General features: G+C 48.2%; 15 protein-coding genes. 12 read left to right on the top strand and 3 right to left on the bottom strand.

Annotation, left to right across the window (positions count from 1 at the left end):
* Positions 1-1,133, top strand: a 1,133-nt coding sequence (locus MGMO_RS05210; RefSeq protein WP_235557236.1) for a LamG-like jellyroll fold domain-containing protein, incomplete at its 5' end; no start/stop codon positions are given.
* Between the two features lie 425 nt (positions 1,134-1,558).
* Here the strand turns inward: MGMO_RS05210 and MGMO_RS05205 are convergent.
* Together MGMO_RS05205 and MGMO_RS05200 are read right to left on the bottom strand one after the other, a co-directional pair.
* The gene (locus MGMO_RS05205; RefSeq protein ID WP_023493998.1) at positions 1,559-2,074 is read right to left on the bottom strand and encodes a class I SAM-dependent methyltransferase; all 516 of its coding nucleotides are present in this window, start codon (positions 2,072-2,074) and stop codon (positions 1,559-1,561) included.
* A 127-nt stretch (positions 2,075-2,201) separates the two neighbouring features.
* A complete protein-coding gene (locus MGMO_RS05200; RefSeq protein WP_023493997.1) occupies positions 2,202-3,005 on the bottom strand; it encodes a TOBE domain-containing protein in 804 nt (267 codons plus the stop codon).
* Positions 3,006-3,217: 212 nt separating this feature from the next.
* Between MGMO_RS05200 and MGMO_RS05195 the strand changes: the two genes are divergently transcribed.
* The 10 genes from MGMO_RS05195 to msrA all read left to right on the top strand — a co-directional run bounded on the left by MGMO_RS05195 (position 3,218) and on the right by msrA (position 12,138).
* On the top strand, positions 3,218-4,732 hold the full coding sequence (locus MGMO_RS05195) for an alginate export family protein (RefSeq protein WP_023493996.1): 1,515 nt from the start codon (positions 3,218-3,220) through the stop codon (positions 4,730-4,732).
* Positions 4,733-4,785: 53 nt separating this feature from the next.
* Positions 4,786-5,571 carry a sulfite exporter TauE/SafE family protein gene (locus MGMO_RS05190; protein ID WP_023493995.1) on the top strand — a complete coding sequence of 262 codons (786 nt, stop codon included), beginning with the start codon at positions 4,786-4,788 and terminating at the stop codon, positions 5,569-5,571.
* A gap of 64 nt (positions 5,572-5,635) precedes the next feature.
* Positions 5,636-6,403 carry a molybdate ABC transporter substrate-binding protein gene (gene modA, locus MGMO_RS05185; RefSeq protein ID WP_023493994.1) on the top strand — a complete coding sequence of 256 codons (768 nt, stop codon included), beginning with the start codon at positions 5,636-5,638 and terminating at the stop codon, positions 6,401-6,403.
* Positions 6,404-6,412: 9 nt separating this feature from the next.
* Complete coding sequence (modB, locus tag MGMO_RS05180) at positions 6,413-7,099, top strand: molybdate ABC transporter permease subunit (protein ID WP_023493993.1); 687 nt, start codon at positions 6,413-6,415, stop codon at positions 7,097-7,099.
* The gene (modC, locus tag MGMO_RS05175; protein ID WP_023493992.1) at positions 7,096-8,181 is read left to right on the top strand and encodes a molybdenum ABC transporter ATP-binding protein; all 1,086 of its coding nucleotides are present in this window, start codon (positions 7,096-7,098) and stop codon (positions 8,179-8,181) included. The genes modB and modC overlap by 4 nt, the downstream gene beginning before the upstream one ends.
* A 15-nt stretch (positions 8,182-8,196) precedes the next feature.
* A complete protein-coding gene (locus MGMO_RS05170; RefSeq protein ID WP_023493991.1) occupies positions 8,197-8,625 on the top strand; it encodes a TOBE domain-containing protein in 429 nt (142 codons plus the stop codon).
* 220 nt (positions 8,626-8,845) lie between these two features.
* The gene (locus MGMO_RS05165; protein ID WP_023493990.1) at positions 8,846-10,006 is read left to right on the top strand and encodes a molybdenum ABC transporter ATP-binding protein; all 1,161 of its coding nucleotides are present in this window, start codon (positions 8,846-8,848) and stop codon (positions 10,004-10,006) included.
* Between the two features lie 91 nt (positions 10,007-10,097).
* Entirely contained in the window at positions 10,098-10,613 is a 516-nt protein-coding gene (locus MGMO_RS05160; protein WP_023493989.1) for a hypothetical protein, read from the top strand.
* Between the two features lie 54 nt (positions 10,614-10,667).
* Positions 10,668-10,979, top strand: coding sequence for a LysR family transcriptional regulator (locus MGMO_RS05155; protein ID WP_023493988.1), 312 nt, complete (start codon positions 10,668-10,670; stop codon positions 10,977-10,979).
* Between the two features lie 133 nt (positions 10,980-11,112).
* Positions 11,113-12,138, top strand: a complete 1,026-nt coding sequence (gene msrA, locus MGMO_RS05150) for a peptide-methionine (S)-S-oxide reductase MsrA (RefSeq protein ID WP_023493987.1) — start codon at positions 11,113-11,115, stop codon at positions 12,136-12,138.
* A gap of 44 nt (positions 12,139-12,182) precedes the next feature.
* On the opposite strand, the gene MGMO_RS05145 is transcribed toward msrA, so the two are convergent.
* Entirely contained in the window at positions 12,183-13,196 is a 1,014-nt protein-coding gene (locus tag MGMO_RS05145; RefSeq protein ID WP_023493986.1) for a helix-turn-helix domain-containing protein, read from the bottom strand.
* Between the two features lie 166 nt (positions 13,197-13,362).
* Between MGMO_RS05145 and MGMO_RS05140 the strand changes: the two genes are divergently transcribed.
* A complete protein-coding gene (locus MGMO_RS05140; RefSeq protein WP_023493985.1) occupies positions 13,363-13,827 on the top strand; it encodes a hypothetical protein in 465 nt (154 codons plus the stop codon).
* The last annotated feature ends 613 nt before the right edge of the window (positions 13,828-14,440 follow it).

The following is a 14,440-nucleotide window of genomic DNA, read 5'->3' as shown; positions in this document are numbered from 1 at the left end:
GCAGAAAAAACTATACAGCTAGCATTGATGTTGGTAAAAGACTAACTTATAAGTTGAAAGGGTTAACAAACGGCGAAAGGTATTTTTTTGCAGCGACAGCTTATAATAAGTCCAGAACCGTAGAAAGCACGTTTTCAAATGAGGTCAGGGCGAGAGTTCGTGGCGTGACAGTTGATTTCACACCCAGCATAACTAGCGGCACTGCGCCCTTGATCGTAACCTTTACACCCAGGACAATTGGCTTTGTCAACAGTTGGAAATGGAAATTTAGCGATCATTCTATACCAACAGCTAAAAGCAAGATTCCAACAGTGACTTTTTCGACGCCCGGTACATACACTGTGAGCCTGACTGCCACTGGATCTGACGGGAGAAGCGCCACCAAAACGGAACAGATTGTTGTAAACTCGCCAGCACCCGCATCAGCACAAGCATTAGCATTCGGTACAGTCCAAACCAAGGAAACAGCAAATAACCCAGCCCTAGCTTTGGTGGCAGCTTTTGGCTTTGGGGAAAGCCGTGGCAAAATTGTTAACGATAGCTCGGGGCTTGGTAACCACGGTACTATTAAACAAGCTATAAGGGTCAAAACTGGGCGTTATGGTAAAGGGCTGAAATTTGATGGGGTAAATGACTGGGTCACTGTCGAAGACAGTGAATCACTGGATCTAACAAGTGGATTTACTCTTGAGGCATGGGTTAGACCCAATTCTGTCCGAAGAAGTATTGTGCTAACCAAGCAACAACAACAACAACAACAACAACAACAACAAGGTACAGTTTATGATCTCTATGCTTATGAAGACCGTGATTTACCCCTTTCGTCCTTTAACGATGGCTTCGATTACAATCCCGTTCCTGGCCACGAACCGTTACCCATAAAGAAATGGACGCATTTGGCGGCTACTTTTGATGGCACAAACCAACGCCTGTATGTTAATGGCGTCCAGGTTCGCACTGCCCAGGCGCCAAATGGGTTGATAAAGCAATCCAATGGTGTATTACGAATTGGGGGCAACAGTGTTTGGGGGGATTTTTTCCAGGGATACATAGATGAAGTTAGAATTTATAACTATGCATTGGGCGTTGGGGAAATCCAAAGAGACTTAAGGACACCAATCGGTTCACCTTAGTTGTAAATAAGCATGCCAAACTGAGCATGTTATAGATTCGGCCTTTTAATGTCTGAACCGTTCGTGCTGAGCCCTTCGACTAAGCTCAGGAGAGCCTTGTCGAAGCACACACCGCCTTTCGACAGGCGAAAACGGAAACTTAATACTCACAAGGCCGAATCAATAGAGGAGGAAACGTGCCTTGTTGCAAATTTCACTAACTTGATGGGCTGATCGTGACCGGTTTTTGCCAAACCAGCTTAGAAATTCGATTGGCTTCTTACGATAATTCTGAGTGGTTTCTTCAAAAAATTTTACTGGCTTTTTGGGGGAATTATCGATGGCTCTTTTTAATGATAATATGCAGCCCAGGAAAAGGGGAAATACCCAATCTCATCCAAAACCACCAAGTCGCCTGCATCGGCCGATAGGCCAGATTGCCTTGTTTATCGAAGATGCTTTGTCGCACAAATACGCTGCATAACGGCCGGCCATGGCGTTTGTACTTCACCTTGCTCAAATGCGTTTATGGATAGCAGGGGCGTATAAAAGTTAAGCAGTTCGTCTGGCAACAAGAGGAAGTCAGGATTGCTTGGCTTGCCATAGCATTCATTGCCCATCATGAAAGTTTCGTATATCAACACACCTCCTGGATCAAGTATTTCAAAAAGAGTGCGTAGTAGAGGCCTATACAGGTATCGGCTAACAACAATTCCGTCATAATTTTGTTTTGATGGTCGCCATTGGGTTGCTTCAAGGTCGCAAATATAAACATTGATGTTATCCCTCTCCAACAAGCCCGATACTGCCTGGACATCTCTATCTATCGCGTCAACTTGGTAACCTTGCTGAGCCGCATGGAGGGCATGCCGTCCTGTCCCGCAAGCAAGGTCAAGTACACGGCCTCCTTTCCTTATTAGCGGCAAGTGCTTGGTCACCCAATACGAAGGCTTTACTAACATGGCTTGAGTACTCGTTGCATTTTATCGATTTAATGCATGTGGGTGCCGCTATAGATAAGCAACAATAAAGATTTTACTTTATGGGTCCAAAACGTAACCATTAACATAACAGCATGTTATTGACGGATTAAATTTTTACGCCTATCACGGGTGCATTTGATTTAAACAATAGCCATGCGCTGGTGTCTTTTATAAGCTTCATTGATTTTGCACTTTCTATTGTAATCAGGCTCGTCAGCGTTTCGCCATTTGGCAATAAAACACATATTTCCGCATTCACCTCGTCCAGATGGACACGGATTACTGTGCAAGGCAAGCAGTTGGATGCCGAATAACGGCTCTTATCAGCGTCTGAAGTGATGATTATTTCAGTACTATTAATAAGTAAAACCACGTCCATACCTATCTTCAAATCTAAATCACTTAATGCAGATAAGCTAAGGGTGACTTTGATATCCAAGTTTTCGGACAACTTAATGTCGACTTCCGCATTGACAGCCCCGGGGCAAATGGCGACCACGCTACCAAACAATTGGTTAATCGAGCTGGTTTTGACAGCCAAACGCTGTAGCAATAGCCGTGTATCAGGGTCGTCAAGAAGGCTGAAATTAAGTCGGTTCAGAAATTCTTGGTGTTTTGTTTCCAGATTAGTGTATAGATCCAGCAGTCCGCGACCGGTTTCAGTCAAACACGTGCCGCCTCCCTTGCTGCCCCCCGTTGCGGTGCTGACTAATATTTTGGGGGCGCAGCTATTCGCCCTCTCAATAATCTGCCAAGCACCTTTATAGCTCAGGCCACACTCCCTGGCGGCTTGACTGATTGAGCCGGTTTCGGCAATAGCTTTCAACAAAACAATCATACGGTAATCTATCCCCGATAACCGTAGCTCCCCTTCAATCCATGATTTGTTGGTGTCGCTTAATAACGTCATGACTGATTTCAACTTAAATAAAATATTGGAAGGCACATACCACTTATTTTAGGGCAGATATTATTTCCATTATAGCAACAATGATTTTCATTTATCGTTATATACATATATACATATCGTTGTAAAATATATTAGCGTCAATTAACTTAACGGTAGTTAATGAGTGAGATTAATCCAGTATGGGTTTTTTAATTAATCAAACAGGGGAAAATATGATCAGTCTACCAATACGTCCTATTGATGACTATGCCAAGACATTTATTCAGTTGGTACTGCCTTGCGTTGTCCCGCTAAGCATTAATTGCCAAGCGGCGGACAAAATTAATTACACCAAGCCGCCTTTTGCAGCCTTTGCCAGCCAGATGACCGACGGCTTAAGCGGGGGCGGCAAATATGAAAGGCCGGTCTGGAACCTGCACGACTCCTTGGGTCTTCCCGATTGGCTGTCATTCAACATTGAACATCGCACCCGCTATGAATCATTAGATGGCTGCTTCAGGGGAGGTTGCAAGGGCGGCGACCAGCAAATCCCCTTACAGACCGATGTATTTCTGGAAGCCCGCTGGAACGGTTTCAGGCTGGGCGGCGAATTTCTGGATGCCCGACAATTCGGTTCGGATGAAGGTTCCGGAATCAATACGACGGCGGTCGACGACGCGGATTTCATCCAGGGTTACTTGGCCTATGGCGACCAGAACATCAACTACAGCGGTATCGGCGGCGAAATCATCGTCGGGCGGCAAACCCTGAATTTCGGCAGCCGCCGCCTTATCGCCCGCAACGTGTTCCGCAACACCATCAACAGTTTTACCGGCGCGCGGGTGCACTTACTCGATTACAATAACTGGCAGTTGAACGTGTTCGCAACGATGCCGATCTTGCGGTTACCTAATGAAACCGACCAATTGCTGGATAACCGCCAGGAATGGGACGAAGAAGATACCCGCACTTGGTTTTCCGGGGCATTCTTGGAAGTCTTCGATATCGCCTGGAATATCAATGTCGAGCTTTATCTTTATCATCTGGACGAAGGCGATAGCACCGATAACCAAACCCGCAACCGCCGTTATTTCACCCCCGGTTTCCGCTTCTATATGAAACCCACCGCCGGGAAGTTGGATTTCCAGACGGAAACCATCGGCCAATTCGGGACTCTCCGGGGCAGCACGGAGGCAACGGACGGCAAAGACCTAGACCATGCCGCCTGGATGCAACACGCCGATGTCGGTTATACCTTCGACCATCCCTGGACGCCGCGTTTGGCCTTTGAATACGATTACGCCAGCGGCGATGAAAACCCGAACGACAACCACGACCAGCGTTTCGATACCTTATTCGGCGCCCGCCGTTTCGAGTACGGGCCGACCGGCATGTACGGCGCGTTCGCCCGCAGCAATATCAACACACCGGGCTACCGGATAACCGTCAATCCATGCTCCGATCTGCAACTGGGCTTAAGCCACAGGGCGTTCTGGCTGGCGTCCGATACCGACGCCTGGACAACGACCGGAAGCGGTACTTCGGCTTTACGCGATAAAACGGGCAAGACCAGTAACTATATCGGCCAACAACTGGAGCTGACCGCCCGCTACGATTTCAACAGCAGCCTGAATTTGGAAACCGGCTGGACGCATTTATTTAAAGGCGACTTTGCCAAAGATGCGCCCAATGCCCCCGCTGGCAAGGATATTGATTACTTCTACGTTCAAAGTAAGTTACGTTTTTAGATGCCAATGGTAGTGAACAAACTATTTAGATAACAAGCTACGGAAAAAGCAAAATGCGGAAAAATGAGGCAGCCGTTTTTAGTAGTGGCGCAATGATTGGTTTCCTTGGCGGCCTAATTGGTTTAGGTGGCGCGGAATTCCGGTTACCGCTACTGATCGGAATTTTCGGCTTTGGCGCTTTAGAAGGAGTCATCTTGAATAAGGCAATGAGCCTCATTGTTGTCAGTTCGGCCTTGCCGTTCCGTCTAAGCGCTGTTCCTGTCCATTCTTTGGTCGAACATTGGGACATCATCCTCAATTTGCTAGGCGGGAGTTTGTTAGGGGCATGGTCTGGTGCGAGTTGGGCTGTCCGCTTAAAGGCGCAAACCTTTTACAAGGCAATAGCCTTGTTATTGTTTTGCATGTCCTTGTTGCTGTTATTCGGACATAACCTCGCTGATTCTAATCCTGTTGCACTTTCGGAAATAAATCTGGTTTTTGCAGGTATTGTCTCAGGCTTCGTCATCGGTGTTGTTGCCTCATTACTCGGTGTCGCGGGCGGGGAATTACTGATTCCCACGCTGGTTTTACTTTTTGGTACCGATATTAAGCTTGCAGGCAGTTTGTCGTTAGCCATCAGCCTGCCTACTATGCTCACTGGTTTTTTACGTTACAGTTCCGATAGGAGCTTTACCATAATCGGTCAAAACAAGGAGTTTTTGTTGATAATGGCCGCTGGATCGATACTCGGCACTTTCTTAGGCGCTCAGTTGTTAAGATCCGTTCCGGAGACAATATTGCTACCCATGCTGTCTGCTATATTGGTTGTTTCCGCCATTAAAGTTTGGGGACATGTTTAAATTTGCCCAACAAGGCTATTGCCAATAAGTAATTTTTGATATTTTTTAAGCTTTGGAGAGTTTTATGTTGCGTTCGCGTTTTTTCCATATACTTTGTGTCATAGGGTTGATTTCGATCCCTCCCGTTGTTTGGGCTGGAACAACGCTGGTGGCGGTCGCCTCCAACTTTACCAAGCCGATGAACGACATTGCCGCTGCCTTCAATAAGGCAACCGGCCATGAGGCCAGCTTGTCGTTCGGCTCTTCCGGTAAGTTTGTCGCCCAAATCGAAAACGATGCGCCGTTTGAGGTGTTTTTGTCGGCGGATGAGAAAAATCCCAAGAAACTGGAAGAATCCGGTAAAGGCGTTGCCAATAGCCGTTTCACTTATGCCATCGGCAAACTGGTGCTGTGGTCCGCAAAGCCCGGCTTGGTGGATGAACAAGGCCAAATCCTCAGCAAAGGCGGCTTCAAACACTTGGCGCTTGCTGACCCCAAACTCGCGCCTTATGGTTTGGCGGCTGAAGAAGCGCTCAAAAACTTAGGGCTGCTGGATAAGTTGCGACCGTTGTTTGTCCTGGGCGAAAACATCAGCCAAACCCAGCAATTCATCAGCAGCGGCAATGCCGAACTGGGCTTTATTGCGTTATCGCAGGTCATCGGCAAAGACGGCAAAATTACTGAAGGTTCCGGCTGGATTGTACCGGACACCTTATACAATCCCATCCGCCAGGATGCTATTTTACTCAAGAAAGGCGAACCGAACCCGGCGGCATCGGCCTTGTTGGGCTTTATGAAGTCGCCCGAGGCTTTGGAGATAATCCAGGCCTACGGTTATAGCATAGCGAAGTAACACGACGGCATGTTAAGCCCTTCGGACATGGCAACCTTATGGCTGACGTTTAAGGTTGCCAGCATATCGACCTTATTGATGCTGTTATTAGGAACGCCCTTGGCGTGGTGGTTAGCCCGGACCCGGTCGCGTTGGAAAGGTTTTTGTAACGCCTTGGTTGCCATGCCCTTGGTGCTGCCGCCGACGGTACTCGGCTTCTATTTGCTGATCCTAATGGGACCGAACGGCGTTATCGGCCAGTTAACCGGAAAATTAGGCCTGGGCACATTACCTTTCACTTTTAGTGGTTTAATAGTCGCTTCGGTTTTATATTCCATGCCGTTTGTCGTACAGCCCCTGCAAGCGTCGTTCAGCGCGATTGGCCGCCAACCATTGGAAGCCGCAGCCACCTTGCGCGCCAGCCCTTTGGATACTTTTTTTAGCGTTGTGCTGCCGCTGGCAAAACCCGGCTTTTTGACGGCCACCATTTTAGGCTTTACCCATACCGTCGGCGAATTCGGCGTCGTGCTGATGGTGGGCGGCAATATCCCAGGCGTTACCCGCGTGGTGTCGGTACAAATCTACAACCATGTCGAAGCCCTGGAATACCCGCAGGCGCACTGGCTGGCGGGCGGACTGCTGGTATTTTCCTTTACCGTGCTGTTGATCCTGTACAGCGTTTTGAAAACCCAACCCAGCTCGCAACCCTTCAAATGACGGCCGGAGCAATTAACGCACGCTTTCAGCTCGATTACGGCAGTTTTAAACTGGAAGCCGACCTGTCTTTGCCCGGTTCCGGTATTTCGGTCTTGTTCGGCGATTCCGGTTCCGGAAAAACCAGCCTTTTGCGGTGCATGGCCGGACTCGAACGACCGCAGCGCGGCTTTTTCGGAATCAATGGCAACGTCTGGCAGGACAGCGATAAAAACCTGTTTGTACCGACGCACCGACGCAGCTTGGGCTATGTGTTCCAAGACGCGAATTTATTTCCGCATCTGAATGTTTCCGAAAACCTTCAATTCGGCCTAAAACGGCTTGCCAAGCAATTAGGTAATGGCGCTATCTTGCATCCGGTCATCGACCTGCTCGGCATCGCCCATCTTTTAGAGAGGATGCCCGACCGCTTATCCGGCGGCGAACGCCAACGCGTCGCCATCGCCAGGGCGCTGGTGCTCAACCCCGCCATCCTGTTGATGGACGAGCCATTAGCTTCGCTGGATTTAAAACGTAAGCAGGAAGTCCTGCCCTTTCTGCTCAAACTGCAACAGGAATTCAACATCCCTATCGTGTACGTCACCCATTCCCGGCAGGAAGTCATGCAATTGGCGGATTTTCTGGTCGTCCTTGAAAATGGCGCGGTGCAAGCATCAGGAAGCTTGCCGGACATGCTTACCCGCCTGGATCTGCCGCTGGCGCAAGATAAAGAAGCGGCCAGCGTCTGGCAGGGAAAGGTGACCGGTTATGATAATGAATTTCAATTATCCAACGTCGAATTTAACGGTGTATCGCTCAGTTTGCCTAACATTGAGGCAGCTATGGATACACGGGTACGCGTACAAATCCACGCCCGCGACGTCAGCCTGACACTGGAAGAACCCAACCAAACCAGCATCCTTAACGTTTTACCCGCCATGATTACCGGCCTTGCGGACGACCACAGCGGCCACACCTTCGTTCGCCTTGCTTGCGGACAGGAAACCCTGCTTGCCCACATTACCCGTAAGTCTGCACAATTATTGGGCTTACACAAGGGTAAACCTGTCTTTGCCCAAATCAAAGGCACCTCACTTTTACATTAATCAACGGAGAATCCCATGAAAACAAGCGCACGCAACCAATTCCCAGGCACCATCAAAGCCGTCCACATCGGTGCCGTGAATGCCGAAATAGAAATCGGCCTATCAGGAGGCGAGACCATCATCTCCTCAATCACCAAAGATTCGGTCGAAAACCTAGGACTTGCGGAAGGTAAAAAAGTAATCGCCTTAGTCAAGGCGCCGCAGATCATCCTCGTAACCGATTTCGGTGGTTATAAACTGTCCGCCCGCAACCAGTTGCCGGGGGAAGTGACCCTTGTCAAGCCCGGCGCGGTGAATGCCGAAGTGGATATTCAATTGAAGGGCGGCGACCTGGTTGCCGCCACAGTCACCAATGACAGTGTAGAAAACTTAGGCTTAAAAAAAGGCCAGGCAGTTACAGCCGTATTCAAGGCAGGCGCGGTGATTTTGGCGGTTGCAGGTTAGTAACCTAAACCCGGTTGGTTATAGGCAGCTATAGATTCGGCCTTGTGAAGCATTAAGTTTCCGTTCGCCCTTGTGCCCATTGGGTATTGAGATTCGAAAGGCGGTGTGTGCTTCGACAAGGCTCTCCTGAGCTTAGTCGAAGGGCTCAGCACAAACGGTTCAGACATTAAAAGGCCGAATCTATAATATCAATCGGGTTCTTTCTGGGAATGGGGTAGCCATGTTATTAGAGATGAATGTAAGGCTGCGGCGCGGCAATTTCGTGCTGAATAGCCAATTGGCGCTGGATGACACCAATACCGGCTTGTTCGGTAAGACGGGCGCTGGCAAAAGCACGATCTTGGGGTTGATCGCCGGCACGATCCAACCCCAAAGCGGCAGGATCGTCCTAGACGGCAAGCTATTGTTCGACAGCCGTAAAGGGATCATGATGCCGCGTGAGCAACGTCCCATTAGCGCCGTGTTCCAAACCGACATCACGCGTTCAACCGAAAGCGTTTATGGGACGTTAACCTCTGCGTTTAACCGGACCTTTGCACCGCGCCGTTTAAAGCTTGAGTTCCTCATTGAAATCTTAGAGTTGGAAGCTATCCTCGACTGTCCGTTAATCCAGTTGTCCGCCAATGAACGCAAGCGGGTCACCTTGGCAAGGGCATTGCTCAAGTCGCCCCGTCTTTTGCTATTGGATGAAACCTTTGCCTCCCTAGGCGAGAATTACCGTTCGCAATTATTGCCCCTGTTAAGGCGTTCCCAGGACGAACTGGATTTACCGATCTTATATGCCAGCCAATCCTTGGGCGAAATCCTGGAGCTGACCGAACAATTGATCGTCATGGACAAGGGGCAGGTGCTGCGTAGCGGCTCCATCGGAGAAATTGCGAAGCATACGGGGGTATTGCGTCATTTGGGTGTCCGCCAGGTCGACAACATCATTCCGGTGACGGTTATTTGCCATGACCCGTCGGCAGGGACAACGTTAGCCCATTGTAACGGCTTACATTTAGCATTGCGGATTCGGCCTGAATTGCCGGTCAACAGCCAATGCAAAGTCGTTATACGGGCGAACGATGTGGCATTGTCACGTACCTATATGACAGGCATTTCCATCCAAAACCAGGCCAAGGGACGAATCTGTGCCTTAATTGACAATAATGACAGCATCCTTGTACAAATAGACTGTGGCTGGACTATCCTGGCGGAAATCACCCGAGGCGCATGCCAGCAAATGGCCTTGACGGAAGGCCAAGAGGTTTATTGCCTGATCAAGACCCAAGCGATCATTTACCTGGCCGACCTGGATATCCTGCCCCATCAACGCATTGTCAGCTATGGGAATAATTACTACTACCTGGCCTTAGAAAATGCCGCCGCCAATGAGTAAGGATTTGTCCCTATCAGGGAAGAGGAAAGATGATTATCACTCATCATAATTATTCCTTCGGCTTCGGCTCCCCGATTGAAAAGGAAAACCCTTGAAAGCACTAATCGTAGCTTTAATTATTTCATTACTTGCATTGGGGCAGGTACAAGCCGAAGGATTAGCCAACCAGGATCGGCTAAATGAAGTCGCGAATCGCGGCAGGGATGTCATGCCGTTTAGTTTAGAAAAAACAACCCATCTATTTTCAAAAACAGCAAAGGGCGGCATACAACAAGTCATTGCTAAAGATCATTCCGATGGAGGGCAAATCAAATTAATTCGTGAACATTTATTCAAGATTTCCCAAGCATTTAAACGGGGGAATTTTTCTGATCCTATTAAAATTCATGGTGAAAACATGCCTGGGTTAGCAGAATTGACAAAGGCAAAACCGGATCGGCTTAATATCTGCTATGAAGCACTTCCCAATGGCGGTCAGGTCACGTATTCAACGGAAGACCCGAAATTGGTTAGGGCAATCCAGGATTGGTTCGATGCCCAATTAAGCGAACATGCAAGCCACGCCATGCCGGGGCACGATCACCATTTTATGCACTCTAAACCTTAAACCTGACAAACCGGTGTTTCTTACATAGAGAGGATAAGCCCTTCAGGTCATTTCATGTTTATCCGTCAAATCCATTACCTGTTAGCCCTGGCAAAAACCGAACATTTCGGGAGGGCAGCCGAAGCAAGCCATGTGTCACAACCCGCCTTATCGACGGCTATCCAACATCTTGAAGAAGAGTTGGGGATAACCATTATCAAACGCGGCCACCATTTTCAGGGATTTACGGAAGAAGGCGAGAGCATCCTGCAGTGGGCGCGAATATTGGCCCAAAACGGGGAAGGCATGCGGCAAGCGGCGGCGGAAGCCAGCCATCAACTGACAGGTGTCCTGCGTATCGGCGTTATCCCCACTATGGCGACATAATATTTTTGTTGTCCCATACCGAAAAACAATCTCTTCACTTGCACCAATTACAAATACGGGTATACAGGATATAGTGAAATATATATAGTTGAGCGACTTCTAAAAATAACCACATTTTAAAGGAGAATGTTCCGTGAAAAGGTGGCATAGGGTATTTTGGTCATTATTGGCCATAAGCATTTTATTGATAGCCATTGGGGCGGTACTGAACCCAGCGCTTTTTGCGGAGAAAATGACCAATCCTTCCTTGAATAAAGCGGCTGTGGGTCCTGATACACCTTATATTGTCTTGGGAATGGGATGTTTTTGGGGAGCGGAAAAACGTATGCAGGCCTTAGTCGGCGTCCTGGATGTTGAAGCCGGTTATGCCGGTGGCGATATGTCTAACCCTAGCTACGAAATGCTTCATGACACCGAAGCAGCCATAGAGGAAGGCAAAGCCGTCAAAAACCATGCAGAGGTAGTTAAGGTGTATTACGACACCAAACAAACCAGTCTTGAACGAGTCTTGATCCAATTTTGGGAAAGCCATAACCCCACCCAGGGCAACCGGCAAGGTAATGATCTGGGCAGCAATTACCGCAGTGCTGTTTTCTACCGCAATGATGGAGAACGCAAATTGGCGGAGCTTACCCGCGACATTTACCAGACCAATTTGAGGGCAGCAGGCATTACAGGCACTATCACCACTGAAATTGCCCCGCTAAATAATTACACCTCCGCCGAAGGCTACCACCAAGATTATTTAGAAAAAAATCCGCTCGGTTATTGCGGTTTAGGCGGGATGGGCGTGGCTTATGTTGACCCTAGCCGGCCAAGTCACGGCGAACAACACAATAGCACGCCTTTAGTGAGTAAACCGGTGCAATCCGAACAAAATTGGCCGCCAATCGAACTCAATAGCAAGGAACAATTGATTGCTTTTGAAGCTGTCGATTGCGGTTATTGCAGGCAATTTGATAAGGAAGTGCTATCAACCTGGAAAAACCCTATTCACATCGTTACCACCAATTTAACAACACCGCCCAAGGACTGGACACTTAACGAGGCCTTATTTGCAACCCCGACTATCGTATTGTTTAGAAACCAGCAAGAAATAGCCCGCTACACCGGCTATCAAGGTGCACAACAATTCTGGGAATGGTTGAACATGCAATAGTCGGCAAATAGATATTGACGTAAGGAAAGCCAGCGTTTGCAGCCTCAATACTTTAAGTTATCGTGTTCTTGCCTGTATTCTGTCGGAGAGCAACCATAGTGCTGCTTGAAAACTCGGCTAAAATGCGACAAATCGTTAAAGCCCCAACGGAAGGCAATATCGGAGATACGGTGCCCTGTATGGGCAGGATCTAACATATCTTGTCGGCAGTGTTCCAACCTGCGCTGCCAAACATGACGCATGGGCGAATTGTCCTCATCTTGGAACAACGCATTGATATATCGGGGCGACAGGCCTGTTGCCGCGCTCATTTTGGCGGGATTCAAGGTTGGGCAAGACAGGTTATTGTCTATGAACACCTTAACCCTATTCAGCGCGACGGCACGGCTTCTGGACAGGTTAATATTAGCCGGACGGACGGCTGCCAGCGCCAATGTCAACAAATCCAGCGCGTGCTCGGATAACTTGAGGAATTCATCCTCGTTTAGTTTCTCGGTTTGATCTGCACAGGAGCGGATAAAGTTCGCCGCTACCGAACCGATACCCAGCCGTCCTGGAATATGCAATGCCGTACAGTGCTCGATACTGGCAACCCGTTCCCTAAGCAAGGGGCGGGGAATGGAAACTAACAGCTTTGAGAATTGCTGCGGACACCAGATGTGGTGCGGTAACGTGGCATCGTACAACGTCATGTCGCCAGGCTTTAAAAAAACCTCCCGGCCGTTTTGTTGCAACCGGTAGTTCCCGGACAAATGGATGACGGCAAAATAGGCATCCTGGCTGATTAAATCCGGCTCACGCGGCAAGCGTTGCAGGGTGATTTCATCGGAGCAGATGGCGGACAGGCGCAATTTATCCCAAGAATAAATGGGCATCTCATTAAACACGCCATTATTGGGGGGCGTTATTTCAACATTGGCATATTCACGGCCTATCACTTCACGCAACCACTCCAGCCTTTCGTGCGGCGCAAAATTATCGGTTGAATATTTGACTCTCCGTGTTGGCGGAATGGCCTCCGTTTTTAAGTCACGCAAATCCATAGTGTCGGCATCCATCACCTTCCCCAAAGCTTAAAACCCTATGGTGGGCAATACAGCCCGTTATTCTCGCGTGATACTGCCGTCCAAGTCAATTTATTGTTCCGTCTCAGGCAAGAGAAATCGCCCAACTCCATTTATAGTGGATAACTTCATATCATAAAAAATTTGAGAGGGGTGAATAATGAATAGAAATCCTACGCTGGCAGAAAACTTACTGTTGCTCAGGGCAGCGGTCATGTGGCTATTGATGGCTTTGTGCCTAGCCTGGTGCTTGGTTTTCTTGAAGTTTGACCTGGCGTTCATCAAGATGATTTTTCCGGGTAAATTCACCCGTGTACTTCAGGCGCATCTGGATTTTTTACTGATGACCGCGTTGCTGTTCGGTTTTTATGCGGTAAAAGTCCCTTTGCCTGCGACTGTACGCTGGTGTATGGTGATCGGGGCATTCACCAATTCCAGCTTATTTATGGCTCAGGCGATATTTCCAATCTTGGATAGCCAAACTCCGCCGGAGGGGCTGTTTCCAAGTATATTTCGCCTTTATTTGATGGCAAGCCTGCTCATCACCAGCTATGGCTTCGGGCGTGGAGCTGTTATCGTGTTATTGTCTACCTTTAAAGCTTTACCGGATGACCACGATGGGTAACCAATGCCTAATTCATAAAAAGGCAACATCACGAAGAACTTCGTTTAACAAAAATCCAATTCCACTGTAAACCCAACATCGCCCAACGTTCAGTTACAACAGCGCCTTGATTCTTTGATAACCGAAAGCTATTGACTCATTCCTCAAAAAAATTAGACGCACCGCTAGCCTAAGCCGACAATAGCCAATCCTGGCCAGAACCATCCAAGGCATACCGTATTTGCGGATATGCACAGTTAAACCAGGCAGAAATTCGATGGGGATCTGCCGCTAGTGGCAACACAAGGATAAAATTAAGGAAAAGGCTTAACTGACACACCTAACCATATTGGTGTAAATAGCGGCACCTGCAAATAATACGGAAGAAAATATAAATTGACCGGAAATAAAGCTCCATGTGCCAGAGATAAAAAATATTCCGATCAAGATATCTTGATATAAAGTCCTCATCGTTACGCCTCAATAATAAAAGTAAACCAATTACTCAGCTCCTAATTTATAACCAGCATTAATCGCGCCAATTAACAAAGGCTTTAACTGAGCTTAGGTTTATTTATTATTGCAATGGCGTGTACGATATATTGGGCATTTCATTATTCGCTAAATTATTAAC

The organism is Methyloglobulus morosus KoM1 (assembly GCF_000496735.2).
Classification (GTDB): domain Bacteria; phylum Pseudomonadota; class Gammaproteobacteria; order Methylococcales; family Methylomonadaceae; genus Methyloglobulus; species Methyloglobulus morosus.
The sequence above is the reverse complement of the archived record's forward strand: the minus strand, read 5'-3'. Positions and strand labels throughout refer to the sequence as shown.

Bases quoted from the DNA above. Each gene is read 5' to 3' on its own strand.
- modB (WP_023493993.1), top strand. From the start codon at position 6,413: ATGTTAAGCCCTTCGGACATGGCAACCTTATGGCTGACGTTTAAGGTT.
- modC (WP_023493992.1), top strand. From the start codon at position 7,096: ATGACGGCCGGAGCAATTAACGCACGCTTTCAGCTCGATTACGGCAGT.
- modA (WP_023493994.1), top strand. From the start codon at position 5,636: ATGTTGCGTTCGCGTTTTTTCCATATACTTTGTGTCATAGGGTTGATT.
- MGMO_RS05140 (WP_023493985.1), top strand. From the start codon at position 13,363: ATGAATAGAAATCCTACGCTGGCAGAAAACTTACTGTTGCTCAGGGCA.
- MGMO_RS05145 (WP_023493986.1), bottom strand. From the start codon at position 13,196: ATGGATGCCGACACTATGGATTTGCGTGACTTAAAAACGGAGGCCATT.
- MGMO_RS05165 (WP_023493990.1), top strand. From the start codon at position 8,846: ATGTTATTAGAGATGAATGTAAGGCTGCGGCGCGGCAATTTCGTGCTG.
- MGMO_RS05200 (WP_023493997.1), bottom strand. From the start codon at position 3,005: ATGACGTTATTAAGCGACACCAACAAATCATGGATTGAAGGGGAGCTA.
- MGMO_RS05170 (WP_023493991.1), top strand. From the start codon at position 8,197: ATGAAAACAAGCGCACGCAACCAATTCCCAGGCACCATCAAAGCCGTC.
- MGMO_RS05195 (WP_023493996.1), top strand. From the start codon at position 3,218: ATGATCAGTCTACCAATACGTCCTATTGATGACTATGCCAAGACATTT.
- MGMO_RS05190 (WP_023493995.1), top strand. From the start codon at position 4,786: ATGCGGAAAAATGAGGCAGCCGTTTTTAGTAGTGGCGCAATGATTGGT.
- MGMO_RS05155 (WP_023493988.1), top strand. From the start codon at position 10,668: ATGTTTATCCGTCAAATCCATTACCTGTTAGCCCTGGCAAAAACCGAA.
- MGMO_RS05205 (WP_023493998.1), bottom strand. From the start codon at position 2,074: ATGTTAGTAAAGCCTTCGTATTGGGTGACCAAGCACTTGCCGCTAATA.